We start from the raw sequence: 18647 nt of genomic DNA on the forward strand, positions 1-18647 counted from the left end.
TAGAGCCATCCTATGGTTTTATTACTGTGTAAATATTTTTCTGATTCCCTTATAATTCAATTACCGGTTAAAGCCTTATTTTTTACAATCGGGACATGTGCCTTCAAGTAAGACATCCACTGAGTCTATGGAAAATCCTTTAGGCATTGCAACTGGTGCCTGTATCTCTGTCTCCAGACATGTTACCGTATCACATTTTATACAATGAAAGTGAGCGTGTTCCCCTTTAGGCAAAGCTTCGTTGTTAAGAGCATATTTAACCGTAGAATCGTGCAAGACAATACGGTGGATAATATTCTTCTCTTCCAGCGTCTTTAATGAACGGTAAAATGTAACCCTATCGAATAAATCCGGCAAAGCTTTTTTTATTTCATTCTCTGACAAAGCAGAATCATTATTAAGCAACTCACTTATTATAAATTTACGACAACCCGTATTCTTCAGGTTATGAAGTTTTAATATTTGTTCGGCATTCATATATGCAACACAACTATAAATGAAACAAGGTTGCAAATATAACACCGATTCACCAAAAAGGATCTGAAAGGATAGATAAAAAATCAAAAAATATCTTTCCGTATGAATAAGTACTCGATATAGATAGATAAAAATATTTTTCCAAAAAAAACAATTTCTTATAAAAATTACGTCTTCAGGCTTTGATACTGCAAAAAAAGATTATCTTTGCAGCCGCATTTCGCAAGCGAAAAATGACGTTGCTGATAATATCAATAATACCACAGCCTGCGAAAACTAATTCATCCCAAAAACAGAATCGTTGACAGAACTGTTTTTGTATTATCCACCTTATAATTTATCTTATGGATGAAGGAGAATATCGAACAACTGACAGAACAAACCAAGCTTCTGATTGAAGCAGGTGATGTTGCCATGCTGCGCATCTATCTTGACGATCTGAACATCTCGGATGTAGAAGATCTGATTGATGAATTACCTGAGTATGCTCCATTGATTATTACGACTTTAAGTCTCAACAGAGCAGTAAATGTATTCAGGATATTAGATGTCCCCACCCAGGAACGGATTATCACAAAACTACCGGGACAGAAAATATCCGAAATTATTAACGGACTGCCTCCGGATGACCGCACGGCATTCTTTGGAGAACTAAAAGACCAGGAATTACAGCACCGCCTGATATCCCTACTCCCTCCCGAAGACAGGAAAGAAGTATTTACACTTCTTTCATATCCGGAGGACAGTATAGGGCGTATGATGACACCCGATTTCCTTGCGATATCTAAAGATTATACGGTAGAAGAGGCATTGCAGTATATTCGTAAGAATGGGAGAAACTCTGAGACAATTGATGTAATATATATCCTCGATGATAAGGGTGTATTGATTGACGACTTACGGATAAAAGAACTACTGATCAGCGATCCCAAAACACCTATTACCGATCTTATGGATGGGCGGCTTATTTCTCTGAATGCGCCGGATCCTGTGGAGGAAGGTATTAAGATATTTAAGATGAACAACAGGGTAGCCCTACCGGTCATAGATTCGGGTGGTATTTTGCTCGGCATTGTTACCATTGATGATATCCTCTGGGTTGCCGACGAGGAATATTCCGAAGATATGCAGCGAATGGGGGGTACATCGGCCCTGGATGAGCCTTATCTGGATTTACCCGTCCACAAACTCGTATGGAAGCGTGCCGGCTGGTTGGTTATATTATTCATAGGAGAACTACTCACAGCCTCGGTAATGCAATATTATGAAGAACAATTGGCGCAAATGATAGTTTTGGCATTGTTTCTTCCATTGATGATTTCGAGCGGAGGTAATAGCGGTTCACAGGCTTCCACCCTCGTTATTCAGGCTATGGCTACCGGAGAAGTAAAAATCCGGGACTGGTGGCGGGTATTCCGTCGCGAAGTAGTTTCCGGACTGAGCCTGGGTATTATACTGGGTATTATAGGCTTTTGCCGCATTTATATCTGGCATCTTATATTCCCAAATCTTTACGGAGAGCACTGGATTATGGTAGGTTCTACTGTATCTCTGGCCCTGATAGGCATTGTACTATGGGGCTCATTGATAGGCTCTATGCTGCCGTTTATCCTCCGGCGTTTTGGCGCCGATCCGGCCACATCATCAGCTCCATTTGTGGCTACGATAGTGGATGTAACAGGACTGATGATTTATCTGACCATAGCCAGCTGGATATTTGGCCCATTAATGAATGGTTAACAAAAACTAAAAACAGATTAATTAAAGGTGAAAAATGGGCTTATATATTAAACAAGACGAAGAAGCTGAACGTTTATAATATATAAGCCCAATATATCACCGGATATTCCCAAAGAATATCCACAAATCTGAATTAATGAAAAGAGACAAAATCCCGGTAAGTAAACCTGACAGCTCAGACCCGAACTCTATTTTAGCTAATCAGAAAAAATGTGCCGAAGTATTGATGCGCAAGTATAATAACTTGTACCCTTCTGAAAAAGAGCAAAGAAAATGTATAATTAAGGAACTATTAGGGAGTGTTGGAAATGATTTCATGATCGAACAGCCATTCACTTGTACCTATGGACAAAATGTACATATAGGAGAGAATTTCTATGCCAATGTAGAATGCCTCTTCCTTGACGAAGCTAATATTGAAATAGGTAATAATGTACTTATGGGACCTCATGTCGGTATTTACACCGTCAAGAAAACCCTTGGGGGAGAAGCGCCTACACCTCCTCATCCGGTAAAAATAGGTAATGACGTCTGGATTGGAGGGAATGTCACTATACTACCGGGAGTAACGATCGGAAATAATGCACTTATAATAGCAGGCAGTATCGTCACAAGAAATATACCGGAAAATGCTATTGCGGCAGGCAATCCAGCTAAAGTGATAAAGTACATAGATGTGACCATTGAAATCGATTGAGGTACTATAGACAGAGGCTAAACTCTATTAATTTACCATAAAGATGATAAGATTATATATAGCTCGTAGTGCGAAAATGACTACGAGCTATTTTTTGTACAATAAAGTAATACTTCCAGGCTTAATGATTACTTTCTTTCATTTTCTCTGCTAACGCTTCTGCGCATCGTTCCCCATCCATAGCTGCCGAAACAATACCCCCTGCATAACCAGCCCCTTCTCCACAAGGATAAAGACCTTCTATTTCCACATGCTGCATTGTCTCTCTATCACGTAGAATACGGACAGGTGAAGAAGTACGGCTCTCTACACCTAAAAGGATGGCTTCATTTGTCAGATAACCTTTGTAGCTATTCCCCACTTTCCTAAATGCTTCTTGCAAACGCACAGAGACAAATTTGGGCATCCATTCGTGCATAGGTGATGATATTACACCGGGAGCATAAGATGTATCCGGCAGAGAATCACTTTTTTTGCCATTCACGAAATCATATAACCTCTGCGCAGGAGCTACCTGGCTCTTTCCGCCGTGCAGCCATGCCAGCTCTTCCAAATCTTCGACGAATCTTAATAATGACAATTCATCATATTTTGCATATTCCGGAAAATCTTCCGGATGAATCTCAACTACAACTCCGGAGTTAGACCAGCGTGATCCGCGGTTAGATGGCGACATACCATTAACAACCACTTGCCGGGGCCCACTGGCCGATGGAACTATAGTTCCCCCGGGGCACATACAGAAAGAATATACACCACGATCTCCGGCCTGAACAACAAAGCTATACTCTGCAGCAGGTAAAAACTCACCTCGGCCTTCCTTACAATGGTATTGAATCTGATCTACCAGATGCGACGAATGTTCAACACGGAATCCAACAGCTAATCCTTTGGCCTCTATTTTTATTTTCTGGTCATACAACATATAATACACATCGCGAGCCGAGTGACCGGTAGCAAGAATAACCTGCCCTAAAAATGTTTTTCCATTATTCGTTTCTACTCCTTTTACCGTATTATTATCAATTATGAGTTTATCCATTCGGGTTTCGAAATGCACTTCGCCTCCAGACAATATAATCTGCACACGCATTTTTTCTATAATACCCGGTAATCTATCTGTTCCTATATGCGGATGCGCATCAACAAGTATAGATGACTCTGCACCATGCTGGCAAAAAACATTTAAAATTTTTTCTACACTACCTCTTTTCTTACTACGGGTATATAGTTTTCCATCAGAGTATGCTCCTGCTCCGCCTTCTCCAAAACAATAGTTCGATTCGGGATTTACAACATGTTCCCGGTTCATTAATGCCGTATCGCGTTTCCTGTCCCGGACATTCTTCCCTCTCTCTATTACTATAGGACGTATCCCCAATTCGACCAACCTCAATGCTGCAAACAAACCGGCAGGGCCTGCTCCCACGACAATAGCCTGTGGACAATCTTTTACATTCGGATAATATGTACTTACAAAAGCCGGATCATTTTGCACTTCATCCACATATCCCCTCACCCTGAGGTTTATAAAAATATTCCGTTGCCGGGCGTCTATCGAACGCCGGAGAATACGTACCGAGTTTATATCTTTAAGAGGAATACCGGATTGAGAAGAAAAAATGCGTCTTACTTTTTCAATATCTGACGCCTGTTCTGGCGTAATGCGTAAGTCTATATCTTTTTGCATGAATCATTTATTAATTTGAGAGTACAAAGGTATATTTTTTAATGATGAGTTATAAACTCTCATTTATGAATTATATCAAGTGATTATAAAAAGAATCGGCAGCAAACATTTCTGCCTGCTGCCGTTCTATATTTTAGTAAATCTTCCTGAAATATTATTCTACAGGAATATCTTTATTTACATTCTTGCTACCGATAGCTGAATAATACAACATATAAGCCAATCCGGCAAATACAACCCAGTAACTGGTCATGTATCCTGCACCGTCAGCAATTGCATTTTGAAGAAGTGGTAAGAAACCTCCACCACAAACCAACATCATAAAGATACCTGATGCCTTGGCAACATATTTGCCTAATCCTTCTACTGCAAGGTTGAAGATACCACCCCACATTACAGATGTACAAAGTCCGCACAACACTAAGAACATAGCATTGATAGGCACCTGAGTCATACCAAATGAAAGAGCTCCTGTGGCAGGGTCTGTCATAAATACAGGCATGGAAATATTTTGAGTTGTAGGAAGGATGATAGCCGATAATACCAATACCAAGCCTACTGCCGAAGCAATAGTAAGCATCACTTTACTGGAAACCTTTCCTCCAATGATACCACCTAAGAAACGGCCTACCAACATCAGGAACCAGTAAGTACCAGTAACAAATCCCGCTGTAGTTCCATCAAGGCCTCCACCCTGAGTAGCATCAGCCAGGAATAAATTCAATGTTCCCGGAATACCAACTTCGATACCTACGTAAACAAAAATCGCTATAGCTCCCAATTTGAAGTGACGAAACGATAATGCACTATATTGATCCTTAACTCCTTTATTTTCTTCTTTTGCCATGTGAGGCTCAGGGATCTGAACCATAGACAATACGATGAATGCAAGAGCAAAAATAGCCATTGCCACATACATTACAGGATACACATCTGTGATATTAGCTTTTGCTACTTCACCCACTAAAGCACCTACCAATATAGGTACCAGTGTAGCACTTAACGAATTGAATGTTCCACCTATCTGGATCAACTGGTTACCTTTTTTACCGCCGCCACCTAATGTGTTCAACATCGGGTTTACCACAGTATTCAACATACACATTGAAAAACCGGCAACGAATGCACCTAACAGATATACAACGAAACTTCCGGCACCACCCGAAAGATATTGGATTCCTACTCCTACAAAGCCAACAGCAACAGCAATCAGGGCAGTTTTCTTATATCCGATTTTTGACAACAAAATACCGGCAGGAATACCCATAAAAGCGTATGCTATAAAGTTTGCGAAGTTACCCAACATACCCATGGCATTAGAAACTCCGAATTGATTTTTCAATACAACCCCCATCGGTGCTGCAAGATTCGTTACAAATGAGATCATCGCAAACAGGAAGATCATCATAATAATAGGTAACAAATAATTCTTTTTCTCAGTACTACTCATAATATCACTTTAGTTATTAATTTAAATTATTCTTTATTAAATCGCATTTAGTGTTCAGACCTCACTTCAGGAGTTGTCAGGGAGTAATTAAATCATAAAAAATCAATTACCCCCTGATTAACTCCAAGATACAATTTCGGAATGTATCTCAATTCATGGTTATAAAGGCTAAGTGAAGATTGTTTTCGCAAAAACGTTGTAAAAATACTTATACATTTTGAGCTTCTGTTGTCAAAAAACGTGTTGTACAACATAGAAATTTATATTTAGATATCACTTCTTTTTATAAGTACCTATTTTCTTTTTTTATTAAGGTAAAATTGACTATTTTTATTACTTCAAACCGATAAAAAATAATCATTTGTATATTAATGAATTAATACATTTTCGCCATCAAATAATCATAGATAAAAAATATTAAAAACAACAAATCATAGAATTCATTAAAGTTTGTATTAAATTGGTAGTGCTGTATCTATAAAGAAACCAGCCGAAATATGTTTAACAATATTTAATAAGGGACTTTCTCTATCACGAATTCATTTTGACAATATGAGTACGATCAACTAAAATATATTATACAAAATAAAGTAAACCAATGGAATCTATTCGCAATTTGTACAAGATCGGTCATGGCCCCTCGAGTAGCCATACAATGGCTCCTCAAAAAGCAGCTCAGAAATTTAAAGACGAAAACCAATACACCGACTCATTCAGGGTCACATTATATGGTAGCCTTGCTGCAACAGGTAAAGGACATATGACAGACACTGCGATAATAAATACACTACTGCCTTTTTCCACCGAAATAATATGGAAGCCAGAAACAATTCTTCCTTACCATACAAACGGGATGAAATTCGAAGCCATCGTTAAAAGTCAGACTGTAAAAGAATGGACAGTATACAGTATAGGTGGTGGAGATTTATCAGATGGTACATCCGAAACCCAAAAAGAAATTTTGTACGACAAGAGCACCATGAAAACAATATTGGAATGGTGTCAGCAAACAGGCAAAACATTCTGGGAATATGTGGAAGATACCGAAGGTAAAGACATTTACGATTACTTGCTGACTGTATGGAAAACGATGGAAGCTGCTATCCATAGAGGAATGGATGCAGAAGGCCTCCTTCCGGGTGGTTTAGGGTTGCAACGTAAATCGTCCATGTACAGCATCAAAGCGAAAGGCTATCAGGGCTCGATGAGAAGCCGCGCCTTAATATACTCCTATGCGCTCGCCGTATCGGAAGAAAATGCCAGTGGTAATATCATTGTAACAGCTCCTACTTGCGGCTCCTGCGGTGTACTACCTTCTGTTTTATACCATCTGAAAATGAATCATGACTTTAGTGATCAAAAGATAATCAGGGCACTGGCCACAGCCGGATTGATAGGCAATATAGTGAAAACAAACGCCTCTGTATCAGGAGCCGAAGTCGGCTGTCAGGGAGAGGTGGGTGTCGCTTGTGCGATGGCAGCAGGAGCAGCCTGTCAACTATTCGGAGGCTCTCCGCAACAAGTCGAGTATGCTGCTGAGATGGGACTGGAACATCACCTGGGACTTACCTGTGACCCTATATGCGGACTAGTTCAGGTACCTTGTATCGAACGTAATGCCTTTGCTGCTGCACGGGCTTTGGACTCTTGTTCATTTGCCATGCTATCGGACGGAAAGCATCTTATCAGTTTCGATAAGGTTGTTCGCACGATGCAGCAGACCGGGCATGATTTACCTAGTCTTTACAAGGAAACTTCTACAGGCGGTCTTGCTGTAAATCTGGAGTAACTAAATAGCAGAACCAGTAGTTATGCATATCTTCAACAAAACTGATTAATAGCATTTTACAGAAGATAAAAACCGTAATCTCTTTTATATCTTATTGTAGACCAGTCACAATATAAACATCTGTATAACTTACATTTATATAACATTTTATATACTTTAGTTTCAATATTACAGGCTTATTTCCTACTTTTGTATACATGTAAATTAATTACCTTATATACCCAATGACCACAACCAATTTATTAAACAGAAGCGCGGACAACATCCGCATCCTATCGGCCTCTATGGTCGAGAAAGCCAAATCGGGCCATCCCGGAGGCGCCATGGGCGGCGCTGATTTTATCAATGTGCTTTTTTCTGAATTTCTGGTCTATGACCCGAAGAATCCTCAGTGGGAAGGCCGCGACCGTTTCTTCTTAGATCCGGGACATATGTCTCCGATGCTGTACTCCACCCTAGCCCTAGCCGGTAAGTTCAGTATGGAAGACCTTCAGGGCTTCCGCCAGTGGGGCAGCGTAACACCGGGCCATCCCGAAAGAGACATCCTGCGTGGTATCGAGAACACTTCCGGCCCGCTCGGACAAGGGCATACCTTTGCCGTGGGAGCAGCCATCGCCGCCAAGTTCCTCAAACAACGCTTCGGTGACTGCATGGATCAGACCATCTATGCCTTTATCTCCGACGGAGGCGTACAGGAAGAGATCTCACAGGGAGCAGGCCGTACGGCAGGCCACCTCGGACTCGACAACCTGATCATGTTCTACGACTCCAACGGTATCCAGCTGTCTACCAAGACCCGCGAAGTGACCGAAGAAGACGTAGCCGCCAAATATACAGCATGGGGTTGGCGTGTGATTACCATTACAGGCAACGACGCCACCGAGATCCGTGCCGCCCTGACAGAAGCCAAACAGGAAAAAGAACGCCCTACCCTGATTATCGGTAAGACCATCATGGGAAAAGGAGCAGTCAAAGCAGACGGCAGCAGCTTCGAAGACGAAACAGAAACACACGGACAACCGTTAAGCGCAGCGGGAGCCTCTTACGAGAAGACCATCGAAAACTTAGGTGGAGATCCGACAAATCCGTTCGTTATCTTCCCCGAAGTCAAAGAACTCTACGAAAAACGTGCTGCCGAACTGGCAGAGATCGTAGCCAAGAAATATGCGGCCAAAGAAGCCTGGGCAAAACAAAACCCGGAGCTGGCACAAAAGATGCAGCAGTGGTTCGACGGCTATGTACCACAAATAGACTGGGCAGCCATCGAACAGAAGCCGAACCAGGCCACCCGTGCCGCCTCAGCTACCGTACTGGGAGTATTGGCCAAACAGGTAGAGAATATGATCGTATCCTCAGCCGACCTGTCCAACTCGGACAAGACCGATGGTTTCCTCAAGCATACCCACAGCATGAAGAAAGGCGATTTCTCGGGAGCCTTCCTGCAGGCAGGCGTATCGGAGCTTACCATGGCTTGCCTGTGTATCGGTATGACCCTGCACGGAGGAGTCACGGCAGCCTGCGCCACCTTCTTTGTATTCTCCGACTATATGAAACCTGCCATCCGCCTTGCGGCGCTGATGGAACTACCCGTTAAGTTTATCTGGACACACGATGCCTTCCGTGTCGGTGAAGACGGTCCTACCCACGAACCGGTGGAACAGGAAGCCCAGATACGCCTGATGGAGAAGTTGCAGAACCACCACGGTCACAACTCGATGCTTGTTCTCCGTCCTGCCGACGTACAGGAAGCTACCGTAGCATGGAAGATGGCCATGGAAAACAAGACCACTCCGACAGGCCTTATCTTCTCACGGCAGAACATCAACGACCTGCCTGCTAAGGCAAGCCGCTATACAGAAGCCTTACAGGCTGAAAAAGGAGCTTACATAGTAGAAGAAGACGAGGACTACGATGTTATCCTGTTGGCTTCGGGTTCGGAAGTCTCAACCCTTGTAGACGGGGCTAAGCTGCTGAAAGCAGACGGCATCAAGACACGTATCGTATCGGTACCATCCGAAGGGCTGTTCCGTGCACAAAGCGAAGCCTACCAGCAAAGCGTACTTCCGGCGGACAAGCGGAAGTTCGGCCTTACAGCAGGCCTTCCTGTTACCCTTCAGGGTCTTGTAGGCGATATAGGTAAGATCTGGGGTATGAACTCCTTCGGATTCTCCGCCCCTTATAAGGTACTGGACGAGAAGCTTGGCTTTACTCCTGAGAATGTATATAATCAGGTGAAGGAATATCTGAAATGACAGTTAACAGTTAGCAGTTAGCTGTAAACAGTCATCAGTTAACAATAAAATAATCAGAATAAACAGTTGCAGGTTGTGGAATGAAGCAGCCTGCAACTTATCATTCATCAATCATAACTCATAACTATCCCATGAGCTTATTTCCCATCCCCTCAAAACCCATCGGATTGGCCAGTGACCATGCCGGCTACCCGATGAAAGAATATATCATCAGCCTGTTTAAGGAACAGGGCATCCCTTATACCGACTTGGGTACCTATGGAACGGAGAGTGTCGATTATCCCGACTTCGGCCATAAGCTGGGAGAGGCTATCGACAGCGGAGACTGCGACAAGGGCATTGCCATCTGCGGTACGGGCAACGGTATCAACATGGCATTGAACCATCACAGGCATGTAAGAAGTGCCCTTTGCTGGAACGTGGAGATCGCCAAACTGGTAAGATTACATAACGATGCCAATGTGCTGACTCTGCCGGGCAGGTTTATCTCACAGAAGGAGGCGTATCAGATGATAGAAGTTTTCTTTAATACCGACTTTGAAGGGGGGAGACATCAGGGCAGGATTGATAAGATTAATTGCTGAAGAAAGAAAAAGAATATCAAAAGTTTGTTATTAAAATGTAACAAGCTTTTCATTTTCCTACAATCTTATTATCTAAAGTTAGTTTCTTTATTCTTCAATTATTTAAAGGACATTGAAGTTTTACCTTTAACTATGTAGAAGTTTAAATAGCCCTTCAAAATTTAGAAAAAAATGCAGATTCGCTGTATTTTCTTCAAAAAAATTACACGGAAGGCAGACTCATACCCGTCAACTTACGATATAGATCAAGTGCATATACGTCAGTCATTCCTGAAATAAAGTCCAGTATCGCCAAAATACGTCCATAGAGAGTAGGGGCATCCGTTTCGAACTGTTCCGACACACGACTCAATACTAATTCTGAATACTTACCTTTGGGAGCATCATCAGTAGCAGCGGTAATGAACGTATCGAGCAGAAACCCGATGATACGGTGTCCTGCAAGTTCTATATCTACAACATCCTTCGCTTTATATATCTTTCTATAGCTTATATCATTGGCCACTTGATTTGCCTCCTTTGGCAAAGCGGATATATGGTCGATTAATGCGCCGTCAAACTTACCTTCCAATATTGCATTTTCATTGTTCAGAAACACTGTTGTACACTCATCGACCAGCAAACCGATAAGAGTTGAACGTAAATAAGCTATCTGCTCGTTAATGTCACTTACACGCTCCATTGTACGGAGCATCTTTTCCTGTTTCTCGTCAGAAAAGAAGTTCATAAAAAGGCTCTTTGTCTGTTCAGTAGAAAGTAGACCCAACTTGTGAGCATCCTCAATATCCATTGTCCTATAGCAAATATCATCGGCAGCTTCGACAAGATATACAAGCGGATGACGAGCATACTTCAACGGGGACTCTTGCAAGCAAAGCATTCCCAATCCATCGGCAATCTTTCTGAAATCCTCTTCCTCGGCCTGGAAAAAGCCGAATTTACCTTTCTTACCGGCTGCAAGCGCGGAATAAGGATATTTGGCAATGGATGCCAATGTAGAATATGTCATTACGAATCCGCCAGGACGGCGTCCTTTGAACTGATGTATCAGCATTCTGATCGAATTGGCATTCCCTTCAAAGTTGGTGAAATCTTCCCATCGTCCTTCTTCTTCCCGCACTTTCTGTTCAAGATGCCTGCCGTTCCCTTCTCTAAAATAGCTGGTAATAGCCCTTTCACCGGAATGTCCGAACGGAGGGTTCCCTAAATCGTGCGCCAGACATGCAGCAGCTACGATGGAGCTTATCTCTTCGAAATGAGCCGGAGAATCAGTATGCTTTTTTCTCAGTTCCCTGCCTATTATTTCCCCTAACGAACGCCCCACACACGACACCTCGATACTATGTGTCAGACGGTTATGCACGAAAACACTGCCCGGAAGGGGAAAAACCTGCGTCTTATTTTGCAAGCGGCGAAATGGTGACGAGAATATAAGCCTATCGTAATCACGCTGAAAATCAGTACGGTCATGATGCTTGTCATCATGGTATTTTTCCATTCCAAAACGTTTTGCAGAGAGGAGGAGTTGCCAATTCATAGAGTATCCTTTTTTATCGTAGCCAAAGATAACGAATTTAGTCAGGATAATATATTCGGCTTATGTCAATTATGAATATTATCTGTCAGACTGCTCTTCTGTTTTTATTTATTAACCTTATATTGTTAAAATGCAAGGAAAATAACAGAAACCGAATGTACCGATATGATAATCCAATTAGCGGATTAATCTTTTATTTAGACTTTGCACTCTTAGTTTTCCACTTAAGTAGTACATAAAATATTTAGTCTGTTTCGTCTAAAAAGAAAATTTCTTCCAGAGGTTTCCCAAATACTTTTGCAATCTTCAGAGCTAATACCGTTGACGGGATATATTTATTAGTCTCAATAGCATTAATCGTCTGACGGCTAACAAAAATTATCTTGGCTAGCTCTTCCTGAGTCAAATTATTAATTACCCGCTCTATTTTTATATTATTTTTCATCACTCTTCTTTTTTGAAGATTTATACAACAAAAAATTGAATCGTATTACAAAAATAATAAGAGGCGTAAACATATTATAAATTAATACATCTAAAAAATCCAAGTCATAAACGACAAAGACAGCAATAAGCAACAACAAATAGTTAATAAAAACAGCCCAAAGGAGTGAAGTGAGCCTAATATCAGCGATATATTCATCTTCCACCTTTTCTTTAGAAAATGCGAATATTACTCCCCCAATAATTAGCAATGAACAAGTAAGGGTAAAAGTCATATCTACTTTACCTTTATTAAAACCGGAAGTTCCTAACAGCCAGCTTAAATCAACTATTAAGTAATCATTCAAAAAATTATTAATGACAAAGCCAACTAGTATCCCAGTCAGTAAGATACATAAACCAATTATCTTACATCTGTGCGGAAATAAAAATCTTGTTTTCATAGTGATATCAAAATTATAAAATTATATATGCCTCAAATGTAAAGTATATTTTACTAAAAGACAAGCATACTTTACATTTTTTATTAGATAATCTAATAAAAAAATGAATAAAATAACCTGCGTTCTAGTGTACAAACTGATACTAACGAAAATAATCAATATACCAATACAATTTTATTTGCGAATTTACCTTATCCTCTTTTTTGGCATTACCCCAAAATAAGCGACCTCCGATCCCGCACATTTAAAAGAGAATCTAATATTTACCCTAGCCAACTATCGATTCACATCATTAAAAACCAAATCATTTATCTATATATTTAGCGGATAGCCTTTAGCTGTTAGCTGTTAGCTGATAGCTGATAGCTGATAGCTGATAGCTCTTTGAAATGATGAACGAGCCGCCTCAAACCCCAAGGGGCAGGGCTGTTAAGTTCTATTTTTTTACCCTCTGTGTCATATTGAACGGAGTGAAACATCTCGTTTTTCAGGGTCGGGATCCTTCGCTCCACTCAGGATGACAGCAGAAAATAACAGAACAAAGTAGAGAACTTAACAGCCCTGCCCCAAAGGGGACTTACAGAGAGGAAAAAAGTGACAGATAAAAAATAGTAGAAAATGTGTCAAGTTTGTCAAGTTTTGCACATAAGCTATTGACTGACAACTATCAGCTAATAACTAAAAAGGTGTTACTTTTGTTTCCTTTTTGCTCCTTAGTGTCTTTGTTGAGTTTTTTAACCACGAAGTAAAAGGAGTAACCCGGAGTTTTTTTGTTAACAGAATGCTTCGCTCTGCTCAGCATGGCAAGATAATTATTAATTTTTCATTATTAATTGTTTTCTGTGTTACCTTTTAACTATATATAGTTAACTAACGTAAAAAAACAGAAGATGAAAATAATGAAAAAACTGTCAGATGTGTCAGGTTTTAACTAAACATAGTTAATAAAAACAAAAAAAGGTTCCCCATTGATTAGAACTGAGAATTTCTATGCATTTATCATGCCCTTTAAGCCTCGGTATCGAAAAAGAAACTATCTTTAATCAGTCTTTTGTATTTTATTCAATTTAAAAAACAGGAATCATGAAACCTCTAAAAGCCCTCTTTTTCATAAGTTTACTGCTTATAATCTGTATATCCTGCAATAAACATGCATCCATAGAAGGATTGATCTACTACCCTAGCGATTATGTACCTGCAATGAATGTTTGCCTGAAAAATATTGAAACAGGTAGTACAATAACCTTACTGACAGGCGAATCAGAAGAGGGAGAAACGGTAAAATACAAGTTTGACAATGTACTTCCCGGCAAATATATTGTATATGCTATACCGCAAGACGATATTGACGGTGAATCGGCAGGAGGTTATACATACGCTGTTCCCTGCGGATTGGATATTACTTGTACCGACCACAATTTCATCCAATTAGATATAGAAGGAGGCGCTGTACTTACAGGGATAGATATAGCCGACTGGTATGATGAAGATATCAGGTATAATGCCGAAAATTTAGGAAAATATAACAACAGGAACTTGTTTAATATAGAAGTCTAACCAAAACTTTCTCCCTGAAAAGTAGTACCTTTGCACCCGAATTTTAAGATTCGGTATTCACAAATGAAGATTTTAAACAAGTCCTACACAGTTTCCCTGATTGTTGCTATTGCCTTCTTTATGCAAGGGCTTGATACTACTGCTGTGAATACGGCTGTACCTGCCATGGCCAAGTCGTTTGGGACGGATGTTGTTCACCTGAGTGCCGGAGTAACATCTTACCTGATCGCATTAGCTATATTCATTCCTGTCAGCGGATGGATTGCCGACCGTTTCGGAACACGTAAGGTATTTTGTTTGTCCATCATTCTTTTTATACTGGCCTCTACCCTTTGCGGCACATCGCAAAACCTGACCCAGTTTGTTATCTTCCGCATATTTCAGGGGATGGCCGGAGCTATGATGACGCCCGTAGGCCGTTTGGCCGTACTGAAAACAACGCCCAAGGAGAATCTGGTAACCGCGATGGCTTATATCACATGGCCTGCACTGGTTGCCCCTATACTCGGACCGCTGGTGGGGGGTTACCTTACTACATACTGGCACTGGCACTGGATATTTTACCTGAATATACCGATCAGTATTATCTGCGTCGTTCTTGCATGGCATCATATCCCCGAAGAAAAAGACGACACTCCGGTAAAACGGCATTTCGACTTTGTGGGATTCGTCCTCAGCGGGCTTGCCTTAGCCGGATTTATGTATGGAGTGGAATTGCTGAGCCGTACCGAAGTACCATACTATGTTTCAGGGATAGTCGTTTTGTTCAGTATTGGTCTACTGGCTTTTAATATCCGGTATTCGCGGCATATATCCAACCCATTGATAGACTATTCGGTAATCAGGATACCAACATACAGGGTTACGATATTCACGGGATCAATATCACGCATGGTAATCGGGGTAGCGCCATACCTTGTTCCTCTGATGTTTCAGGAAGGTTTCGGCTTAAGCCCTTTCGAATCGGGAACGCTGTTTCTTGCCACTATGGCCGGAAACCTTGTTATGAAGCCTGCTACGATATGGATCATGCGCCATTATAATTTCCGCACAGTACTTATCAGCAACGGGTTTATGGTTGCCGTATTTACATTCTTCACGGCACTCCTGCTACCGACTACACCAGTTGTATTAATCGTAGTGGTCATGTTCCTGTCGGGGATGTTCCGTTCCATGCAGTTCAGTGCCATTACCACACTTGCTTTTGCTGATATACCTCAACCCCGCATGACTGCCGCGAATACGCTATACAGTACTGTACAGCAGATGTCGACCGGTATGGGTATAGCTATGGGCGCTGTATTCCTCCGGTTCTCAAATATGATAAATGGCAGTACCGACCATTATTCGGTTGCGGATTTTCGTCTGGCATTCATCTTTGTCGCCATATTAGGCGTAGTCTCCCTATATGGATATACAAAACTGACGCCGGACGCCGGAGATGTGGTGAGAGTGAAGAAAAGGGATAGAAACGAATAAACAGTACCCGTCTCCTCGTAATTTACTTTACATAAGGTTTCGGATCAACTTTACCATCTATAATATCTTTTACAACCGATTGCAGCGTAGTATAAGCAAGATTGCCGTCATATACGACATTAAAGCCATATTTATCCGCACCTTTTTGCATCACAGGATCGAAACGTCCGGACTTACCTTCCTCTTCGGCAGGAGTGAACTCGAGAGTAATCGTGGAATCGATGCGGCCATCTTTGTCGGCTACATAGAATATATATTTGGTAATAGTACGGCATGGTGATACTTCGAAGCGCTCATATGCCGATACGTCTTTATCACCTACGGTAAAATGGTCGACACAGAACATATCTGCAATGCTGGTATTCCAAAGTTCGCCCTGCTGGTACGCAGTATATAATCTCGCCTTCGACACATCTGCACGGCTGTAATAACCTAAAGCATTGTAACATTCGACCAGTTTTTCGAGAGAATAGTAATCATCGGGAAAATATTCGGTCAATTCCCTGTATGCTTCAGATGCATCCTTGTAGTTTTTATTATCGAACTCAATCTTTCCGATATTATTCAGTACAGTAACATATAATTCTTTGTCTTTCTCTATTTTCGACTTAGCCACATAGAAAGTATCCAATGCCTGTTTTACATTGTCCTGATTAGCATATACTGCACCTATCATATAAAAGGCTTTCTCCGATGGATTAGGCATATTTACCGCCTTTCTGTAATTAGCCAAAGCTTTTGTATAATCATCCTGAGCAAAATAAATATCACCAAGGCCGGTATAGTATTCGGCCTGCTTCGGAGCCAGATTTATAGCCTTTTGTATATCCGCTATACCTTGCGTATGATTTCCATTTGCACTGCTGATAGAGCCTTTTACATAGAGCGCCCGTGCAGATTTCGCTTCTTTTTGTATTGCCATATCGGCATATCGGGAAGCATTGGGAAAATCATTCAGCCTGATATAAGATTCTGCAACGTACGATAACTCTTCAGCCGATGATGCACGGGGCGTATTTCCATATTCTTCTATTATTTCGGTATAGAGTCCCTTCTCAAACATTTTCTTGATATCGTCTTTTGGCTTTACAACCTGACTTTCATGTGAAAACAGAATATTACCTGAATGGCTTAAAGGAAGTATAAATAATGAAATTAATAATATGCAAGCTGCTTTTTTCATCGTTAATTATATATTAGTTACGAGTTTTTAGTTTAGTGGTATTTTATTGTTAACAGGCCTTTAAAACCATTTTTGTTTTCTCATCCACAGATAGGTACACAAGGCAACCAAAGCCAAAGCTATCCATGAAAAGAAATAACCGTACTCCCACTCTATCTCTGGCATAAACTTAAAATTCATACCCCATACGCCGACCATAAAGGTGAGAGGAATAAATATAGTAGACACAAACGTCAGACGCTTTATTATTTCATTCATCTTCAGATTGTTATTATTATAATATAAATCCAGCAACGAGGTCAGCGATTCATGGAATGAAGCCAGGTCGCCCAATGTCGTACGCATACGGTCGTCAAAGTCATTGAAGTAGACGATATTCTCTTCTTTTATCAATTTATTAGTATTATGCAGCAGGTTGCTATATTCTTCCCTGAGTGCTATCACCGTACGCTTGATATGCATATAATTGACCCTGCACCGATGCATAAACTGGAGGATATCCACAGAATCCCTCCGCATTATCAGTTGGTCTTCGATGTCAGCCAGTTTATCCTCTACTGTCATCAGTGTGTTGATATTGGATAAGTTTACGGCATTCAGAAGGATATAAAGCAAAAAGTCCGTACTCTTCTGGCGTATCATTCCATTGTTTTCTTCAATATCCTGTTTTACCTCTTCGAAGATAGGGACAAGCGCCTCCTGAAAACTAATGATAAAATTTTCACCAAAAATAAATGCGATCTGCATATCATCTATATTGGAAGTATCGCTTTCCAGATAAAAAGAGGACATCAATATAAAGGTTACCTTATCATAAGCTACGATTTTCACAACCCTTTGGTCGGCCAATAAATCTTTCACATCAAATCCATGAAGGTCAAATTCCCTGCAGATACGGTTCACTTCTGCTGCATCAGAAATACCCTGAACTCTGAACCAGTTCACTTTCGAATTGTCTACACTGCTTTTCAGAGACGCTTGCTGAGGTATGTTCTTTACTTCCATCCGCATAGAATCGTATTGCAACAACTCCACTGACATCGGAATATCCTTATCTCCCAGATATGCAGGTTTTGTTAACAGGTAATTATTCCGGGGTAACTTATTTTTGAGTCTTTTTGGTGTTCGTTTACTCATATTTATATATGCGATATTACCAATTTTTAGCTGTATCAAAAGTAAGAATAAAATACTATATTTGTACTCTTTGAAGAGGTATTTAAGGTCGTAAGCGTGCTTATTGTATATACAAATACAACAACGACTGGCTGTTATAATTTTCGGATACATATAAATGCCCTTCATATATTTGAACTATAACTAAC

The 18647-nt window shown here is 40.8% G+C and carries 15 protein-coding genes; 7 read left to right on the plus strand and 8 right to left on the minus strand.

What is annotated here, in order from left to right:
- Nucleotides 1-75 precede the first annotated feature (75 nt).
- Nucleotides 76-477: a transcriptional repressor gene (locus tag QZL88_RS03805; protein ID WP_296938702.1), complete on the minus strand. Its 402-nt coding sequence runs from the start codon at nucleotides 475-477 to the stop codon at nucleotides 76-78.
- 348 nt (nucleotides 478-825) lie between these two features.
- On the opposite strand from QZL88_RS03805, the gene mgtE reads away from it, so the two are divergent.
- Together mgtE and QZL88_RS03815 are read left to right on the plus strand one after the other, a co-directional pair.
- Nucleotides 826-2217 (plus strand): magnesium transporter, encoded by a 1392-nt coding sequence (mgtE, locus tag QZL88_RS03810; protein WP_296938703.1) that lies wholly within the window; start codon nucleotides 826-828, stop codon nucleotides 2215-2217.
- A 136-nt stretch (nucleotides 2218-2353) separates the two neighbouring features.
- Nucleotides 2354-2914: a sugar O-acetyltransferase gene (locus QZL88_RS03815; protein ID WP_296938705.1), complete on the plus strand. Its 561-nt coding sequence runs from the start codon at nucleotides 2354-2356 to the stop codon at nucleotides 2912-2914.
- A 121-nt stretch (nucleotides 2915-3035) separates the two neighbouring features.
- On the opposite strand, the gene QZL88_RS03820 is transcribed toward QZL88_RS03815, so the two are convergent.
- Together QZL88_RS03820 and QZL88_RS03825 are read right to left on the minus strand one after the other, a co-directional pair.
- Entirely contained in the window at nucleotides 3036-4604 is a 1569-nt protein-coding gene (locus tag QZL88_RS03820) for an FAD-dependent protein (protein WP_296938706.1), read from the minus strand.
- Between the two features lie 154 nt (nucleotides 4605-4758).
- Nucleotides 4759-6054: an MFS transporter gene (locus QZL88_RS03825; RefSeq protein WP_296938707.1), complete on the minus strand. Its 1296-nt coding sequence runs from the start codon at nucleotides 6052-6054 to the stop codon at nucleotides 4759-4761.
- Between the two features lie 598 nt (nucleotides 6055-6652).
- Here QZL88_RS03825 and QZL88_RS03830 point away from each other — a divergent pair.
- The 3 genes from QZL88_RS03830 to QZL88_RS03840 all read left to right on the plus strand — a co-directional run bounded on the left by QZL88_RS03830 (nucleotide 6653) and on the right by QZL88_RS03840 (nucleotide 10679).
- Nucleotides 6653-7843 carry an L-serine ammonia-lyase gene (locus QZL88_RS03830; RefSeq protein WP_296938708.1) on the plus strand — a complete coding sequence of 397 codons (1191 nt, stop codon included), beginning with the start codon at nucleotides 6653-6655 and terminating at the stop codon, nucleotides 7841-7843.
- Nucleotides 7844-8067: 224 nt separating this feature from the next.
- Entirely contained in the window at nucleotides 8068-10095 is a 2028-nt protein-coding gene (locus QZL88_RS03835; RefSeq protein WP_296938709.1) for a transketolase, read from the plus strand.
- A 131-nt stretch (nucleotides 10096-10226) separates the two neighbouring features.
- Nucleotides 10227-10679, plus strand: a complete 453-nt coding sequence (locus QZL88_RS03840) for an RpiB/LacA/LacB family sugar-phosphate isomerase (RefSeq protein WP_296938710.1) — start codon at nucleotides 10227-10229, stop codon at nucleotides 10677-10679.
- A 202-nt stretch (nucleotides 10680-10881) separates the two neighbouring features.
- Here the strand turns inward: QZL88_RS03840 and QZL88_RS03845 are convergent, their stop codons facing one another.
- The 3 genes from QZL88_RS03845 to QZL88_RS03855 all read right to left on the minus strand — a co-directional run bounded on the left by QZL88_RS03845 (nucleotide 10882) and on the right by QZL88_RS03855 (nucleotide 13103).
- A complete protein-coding gene (locus tag QZL88_RS03845) occupies nucleotides 10882-12216 on the minus strand; it encodes a deoxyguanosinetriphosphate triphosphohydrolase (RefSeq protein ID WP_296938711.1) in 1335 nt (444 codons plus the stop codon).
- 244 nt (nucleotides 12217-12460) lie between these two features.
- Nucleotides 12461-12661, minus strand: a complete 201-nt coding sequence (locus tag QZL88_RS03850; RefSeq protein WP_296938712.1) for a helix-turn-helix transcriptional regulator — start codon at nucleotides 12659-12661, stop codon at nucleotides 12461-12463.
- Nucleotides 12651-13103: a hypothetical protein gene (locus QZL88_RS03855; RefSeq protein WP_296938713.1), complete on the minus strand. Its 453-nt coding sequence runs from the start codon at nucleotides 13101-13103 to the stop codon at nucleotides 12651-12653. Before QZL88_RS03855 ends, QZL88_RS03850 begins: the two co-directional genes overlap by 11 nt.
- 1083 nt (nucleotides 13104-14186) lie before the next feature.
- Here QZL88_RS03855 and QZL88_RS03860 point away from each other — a divergent pair.
- The gene (locus tag QZL88_RS03860; protein WP_296938714.1) at nucleotides 14187-14660 is read left to right on the plus strand and encodes a hypothetical protein; all 474 of its coding nucleotides are present in this window, start codon (nucleotides 14187-14189) and stop codon (nucleotides 14658-14660) included.
- A 63-nt stretch (nucleotides 14661-14723) separates the two neighbouring features.
- The gene (locus QZL88_RS03865) at nucleotides 14724-16139 is read left to right on the plus strand and encodes a DHA2 family efflux MFS transporter permease subunit (RefSeq protein ID WP_296938715.1); all 1416 of its coding nucleotides are present in this window, start codon (nucleotides 14724-14726) and stop codon (nucleotides 16137-16139) included.
- Nucleotides 16140-16161: 22 nt separating this feature from the next.
- Here the strand turns inward: QZL88_RS03865 and QZL88_RS03870 are convergent, their stop codons facing one another.
- Nucleotides 16162-17322: a tetratricopeptide repeat protein gene (locus QZL88_RS03870; protein ID WP_296938716.1), complete on the minus strand. Its 1161-nt coding sequence runs from the start codon at nucleotides 17320-17322 to the stop codon at nucleotides 16162-16164.
- Nucleotides 17323-17382: 60 nt separating this feature from the next.
- Nucleotides 17383-18459, minus strand: a complete 1077-nt coding sequence (locus QZL88_RS03875; RefSeq protein WP_296938717.1) for a magnesium and cobalt transport protein CorA — start codon at nucleotides 18457-18459, stop codon at nucleotides 17383-17385.
- Nucleotides 18460-18647: the final 188 nt, after the last annotated feature.

Origin of the sequence: uncultured Dysgonomonas sp., from assembly GCF_900079725.1 — a bacterium.
GTDB lineage: Bacteria > Bacteroidota > Bacteroidia > Bacteroidales > Dysgonomonadaceae > Dysgonomonas.